At 65.5% G+C, this 5,180-nt stretch carries 5 protein-coding genes; 3 read left to right on the forward strand and 2 right to left on the reverse strand.

From position 1 onward, the window contains the following. Positions 1 to 8 precede the first annotated feature (8 nt). Complete coding sequence (locus tag CVM52_RS23300; RefSeq protein WP_100164740.1) at positions 9 to 443, forward strand: cytochrome c-type biogenesis protein; 435 nt, start codon at positions 9 to 11, stop codon at positions 441 to 443. Positions 444 to 515: 72 nt separating this feature from the next. Then, a complete protein-coding gene (locus CVM52_RS23305; RefSeq protein ID WP_100164737.1) occupies positions 516 to 1,292 on the forward strand; it encodes an enoyl-CoA hydratase-related protein in 777 nt (258 codons plus the stop codon). A gap of 106 nt (positions 1,293 to 1,398) precedes the next feature. Here CVM52_RS23305 and gltA read toward each other — a convergent pair whose 3' ends face one another. Further along, positions 1,399 to 2,694 carry a citrate synthase gene (gltA, locus tag CVM52_RS23310; protein ID WP_100164738.1) on the reverse strand — a complete coding sequence of 432 codons (1,296 nt, stop codon included), beginning with the start codon at positions 2,692 to 2,694 and terminating at the stop codon, positions 1,399 to 1,401. A gap of 122 nt (positions 2,695 to 2,816) precedes the next feature. Then, the gene (gltX, locus tag CVM52_RS23315) at positions 2,817 to 4,214 is read right to left on the reverse strand and encodes a glutamate--tRNA ligase (protein WP_100164739.1); all 1,398 of its coding nucleotides are present in this window, start codon (positions 4,212 to 4,214) and stop codon (positions 2,817 to 2,819) included. A 76-nt stretch (positions 4,215 to 4,290) separates the two neighbouring features. Between gltX and CVM52_RS23320 the strand changes: the two genes are divergently transcribed. Then, positions 4,291 to 5,180: ComEC/Rec2 family competence protein (locus tag CVM52_RS23320; protein WP_133119955.1), on the forward strand; the 890-nt coding region annotated here is incomplete at its 3' end.

The following is a 5,180-nucleotide window of genomic DNA, read 5'->3' on the forward strand; positions in this document are numbered from 1 at the left end:
TAGTCGCGGTGCTGGCGCTGGCGGCGCTGGCGCTGCCGGCGGGGGCGGTGCAGCCCGACGAGGTGCTGGATGACCCGGCGCTGGAGGCGCGGGCCCGCGAGATCAGCAAGGGGCTGCGCTGTCTTGTCTGCCGCAACGAAAGCATCGACGAAAGCAATGCCGACCTGGCCCGCGACCTGCGGCTGGTTCTGCGCGACCGGCTGGTGGCGGGGGACAGCGATGAACAGGCGGTGGCCTTCATCGTCGACCGCTACGGCGAATACGTGCTGTTGAAACCCACGGCGACCGGGGCCAACCGGCTGCTCTGGGCGGCGGGACCGCTGATGTTGCTGCTGGCGGGGGGCGTCGCCTATGGCTTTCTGCGCGGACGGGCCCGCGCCGGAAGCGAGGCGCGGCTGAGCGCTGCCGAAGAGGAACGGCTGCGCCAGATTCTGGACGAGTGACGTCCGGTTTCGCTTTTCACTGCCGCGCCGTTGCGTCACCTTGCGCCCGAGCAATGCAGAAGGGGCGGAGACATGGACTATCAGACGATCACCCTTGAAGAGGCCGATGGCATCGCGGTTCTGACCCTGAACCGGCCTGACAAGATGAACGCGCTGACCGCGCAGATGCGGGCGGAAATTGCCTATGCGATGCGCGCGGCCGCCAATACCGCGCGGGTGGTGGTGGTGACCGGCGCGGGGCGGGCCTTCTGCACCGGGCAGGACCTGGGCGACAGCGGCGATGCCACCCAGATCGACCTCGAGCGCACGCTGCGCGACGAATACACGCCGATGCTGCAAAGCATCTATGACTGCCCGGTGCCGACCATCGCCGCGGTGAACGGCCCTGCCGCCGGGGCCGGGGCCAGCCTGGCGCTGTCGATGGACGTGGTGATCGCCACCGAAAGCGCCTATTTCCTGCAGGCCTTCACCCGCATCGGGCTGATGCCGGATGCCGGCGGCACCTGGTTCATGCCGCGCCAGATGGGCATGGCCAAGGCGATGGGCGCAGCGCTGTTCGCCGACAAGATTTCCGCCCGGCAGGCCGATGACTGGGGCCTGATCTGGGAGGCGGTGGCGGATGACGATTTCGACGCGCAATGGCGCGCCCGCGCCAGCCACCTGGCCAAGGGGCCGACGCGGGCCTATGGCGCGGTCAAACAGGCAATCCGCAACAGTTTCGAGGCCACCTTGCCCGACCAGCTGGCCACCGAGGCGCATCTGCAGGGCGAATGCGGCCGTTCGCGCGATTTCCAAGAAGGCGTCGTGGCGTTCATGGAAAAACGCCCGCCGGTGTTCGAAGGGCGCTAATTCGCCCGGGCTTACCCCCGTCCGGACCCATCTGTCGAAGGGCGGTTCCGGTTCAAATAAAAACCCCCGTCAAAGGACGGGGGTTTTTTTGTGCTTTTGCGGTGTCTCAGCGGTTCTCGATGTCGACGTAATCGCGCATCGATTCACCCAGGTACAGCTGACGCGGGCGGCCGATTTTCATCTGCGGATCGGCCAGCTGTTCCTTCCACTGCGAAATCCAGCCGACGGTGCGCGACAGTGCGAAGATCGGAGTGAACATCGAGGTCGGGAAGCCCATCGCCTCGAGGATGATGCCCGAGTAGAAATCGACATTCGGGAACAGCTTCTTCTCGGAGAAATACGGATCCTCCAGCGCCTGCTTTTCCAGCTCCTTGGCGACCTGCAGGATCGGGTTGTTCTCGACCCCCAGCAGATCCAGCACCTCGTCGGCAGACTGCTTCATCACCTTGGCGCGCGGGTCGAAGTTCTTGTAGACCCGGTGGCCAAAGCCCATCAGGCGGAACGGGTCGTTCTTGTCCTTGGCGCGGGCGATGTATTCGGGGATGCGGTCGACCGAGCCGATCTCTTTCAGCATCTCCAGGCAGGCCTGGTTGGCGCCACCATGGGCCGGACCCCACAGGCAGGCGATGCCGGCGGCGATACAGGCAAACGGGTTGGCGCCCGAGGACGAGGCCAGGCGCACGGTCGAGGTCGAGGCGTTCTGCTCGTGATCGGCATGCAGGGTAAAGATCCGGTCCATCGCGCGCGACAGGATCGGGTTCACCTCGTATTCGTCGGCCGGAACCGAGAAACACATGCGCAGGAAGTTGGACGCATAGTCCAGGTCGTTGCGCGGATACACGAAGGGCTGGCCGATATGATATTTATAGGCCCAGGCGGCAATCGTCGGCATCTTGGCGATCAGCCGGATCGAGGCGACCTCGCGCTGCCAGGGATCCGAGATGTCGGTGGAGTCGTGGTAGAAGGCCGACATTGCACCCACCACGCCGACCATCACCGCCATCGGGTGCGCGTCGCGGCGGAAGCCACGGTAGAAATAGGTCATCTGCTCGTGCAGCATGGTGTGCATGGTGACGCGAGCTTCGAAATCCTCCAGCTGCGTCGCGGTCGGCAATTCGCCGTAAAGCAGCAGGTAGCACACTTCTAGGTAGTGCGATTTTTCGGCCAGCTGGTCGATCGGGTACCCCCGGTGCAGCAGTTCGCCCTTGTCGCCGTCGATAAAGGTGATGGTGCTGTCGCAGCTTGCCGTCGAGGTATAGCCGGGGTCGTAGGTGAATACGTTGGCCTGGCCATAGAGCTTGCGGATATCCAACACGTCGGGTCCGGCCGTCGGCGAGAGAACGGGAACATCATAGGTGTTCCCGTCAAGGGTAAGTTGCGCCGTTTTTTTTGTTTCTGTCATGAGTACTCCCTTCCTCTCAGGTGCGCGAAGACCAGATGGCCGGTTCGCCCGGGCAGTTGCTGCGGCCTGCGCAGCTCAGGTGGTATTGGCCGCGTGTAACCCAATTGCGAAGATCGGGCCGATCAGGCGGCATCAGTCAGCCGCGCCAGAACTTCGTCCTGTCCCAGCACAAGCATCATATCGAACACGGAAGGCGTTACCGCGCGGCCGGCCAGCACCGCCCGTAATGGGCCTGCCAGCTTTCCGAACTTGGTGCCCTGCGCCTCGGCAAAGCCGTTCAGGACCGCCTCCAAATCGTCACGGGTCCAGCTAGCATTTCGCAGATGCGGCGTCAATTCATTCAGTATACCATTGGATACTGAATCGAGTGCCTTTTTCGCTTTCTCATCCGCCTCGACCGGGCGAGAGGTCAGTACAAAGTGCGCTTTTTCAAGCAGTTCGGGAAATGTTCGCGCCCGGTCCTTCAGGCAGAACATGGCGCGTTCCAAATCCGCCGCCTGCTGGTCGCTCAGCGCCGGCCGACCGGCGGCGTCCAAATAGGCCTGGATCTCTTGCCGCAGCGCGGCATCGTCGCTGATCGCCATGTGCTGACCACAGAGGTTTTCCAGCTTCTTCACGTCGAACCGCGCCGGGCTTTTGCCGATTCCGTCCAGGTCGAACCACGCCTTGGCCTGGTCGTCGGTGAAAAATTCGTCATCGCCATGGCTCCAGCCCAGCCGCGCGAGATAGTTGCGCATGCCGGCCGCGGGATAGCCCATGGCCTGGTATTCCTGCGCCCCCAGCGCGCCGTGGCGCTTGCTGAGCTTCTTGCCGTCGGGCCCGTGAATCAGCGGGATATGCGCCCAGACCGGCACCTGCCAGCCCATCGCCTGATAGATCATCATCTGCCGGGCGGCGTTGTTCAGGTGGTCATCACCACGGATCACATGGGTCACCCCCATGTCGTGATCGTCGACCACCACCGCCAGCATATAGACCGGCGTGCCGTCCGAGCGCAGCAGGATCATATCGTCCAGCTGATCGTTGCGGATACGGACATCGCCCTGCACCTGGTCGCGGATTACCGTTTCGCCCTCCTGCGGGGCACGGATGCGGATGGCATAGGGCGCGTCGGGCTGGCTGGCCGGATCTGCATCGCGCCAGGGCGAGCGGAACAGGGTTGACCGGCCCTCGGCCTTGGCCGCCTCGCGAAAGGCGGCAATTTCTTCAGGGGTGGAGAAACATTTGTAGGCCTTGCCCTCGGCCAGCAGCTGCTGCGCCACCTCGGCATGACGCTCGGCGCGGGCGAACTGGCTGATCACTTCGCCATCGTGATCCAGGCCCAGCCAGGACAGGCCCTTGAGGATCGCCTCGGTGGCCTCGGGGGTCGAGCGGGCGCGGTCGGTATCTTCGATGCGCAGCAGGAACTTGCCGCCGCGCGCGCGGGCATAGAGCCAATTGAACAGCGCCGTGCGTGCCCCGCCGATATGCAGAAAGCCGGTCGGCGAGGGGGCAAAACGGGTGACGACCGCGTCGGACATGGGGGGATTTACCTTATGTTAACCAGGCGGGGTTAGAGTGTGGCCTGTCTATCGGGCCGGACGGCAGGGGGCAAGCATGGGCGCGTGGCTGACTTGGGGCAGTTCCGTGTTGCTGGCCCAGCGGGGCTTCCTGTTTCCTTGGGCACCGGTCGCCCTGTCTTTGGGTATCGGTGCCTATTTCGCGCTGAGGGTTGAACCGGGCGTACCGCTTTATGGCGGGCTTGGGCTCCTTGGCGCCGGGGCCGTTGCGGGCGCGGCCCTGAGGCCCGGCGGTTGGTCGGCGATGGGCTGGGGCGTCGCGCTGGCCGCCGCCGGGTTCTGCCTGGCCGGGCACCGGACCGCCCAGATGGGTGGTCCGATGCTGGGCTGGCGCTATTACGGCCCGGTGGAGGGGCGTGTTGTCGGGCTCGACCGGTCGGCCTCGGATGCGGTGCGCGTCACCCTGGATCGGGTGGTGCTGGAAAACACCGCGCCCGGGCGAACGCCGGCGCGGGTGCGGCTGTCGCTGCACGGGCCGCCGGCCGATCTGCTGCCCGGGCAACGGATCATGACCACCGCGCATCTGTCACCGCCGCAGGGCCCGGCCGAACCCGGCGGCTTTGATTTTCGCCGCCACGCCTGGTTTCTGCAGCTGGGCGCGGTGGGCTACACTCGCAATCCGGTGCTGACCGTTGCTCCCGCGGGGGAAGGGCGGGCCGGGCTGCACATCTTCGCGCTGCGCATGGCGGTGTCGCGTCACATCCGGGCCGCGCTGCCGGGCGAGGCGGGCGGCTTTGCCGCGGCTGTCACCTCGGGCGACCGCAGCGGCGTGGGGCAGGGCACGCTGCACGATTTGCGGGCCAGCAACCTGGCGCATCTGCTGGCGATCTCGGGGTTGCATATGGGCCTGCTGGCGGGGTTCGTCTTTGCCAGCTTGCGGCTGATGATGGCGGCGGTGCCGCCGCTGGCGCTGCGCCTGCCTCTGCG

It is taken from the genome of Pseudooceanicola lipolyticus, from assembly GCF_002786325.1.
Lineage (GTDB): Bacteria > Pseudomonadota > Alphaproteobacteria > Rhodobacterales > Rhodobacteraceae > Pseudooceanicola_C > Pseudooceanicola_C lipolyticus.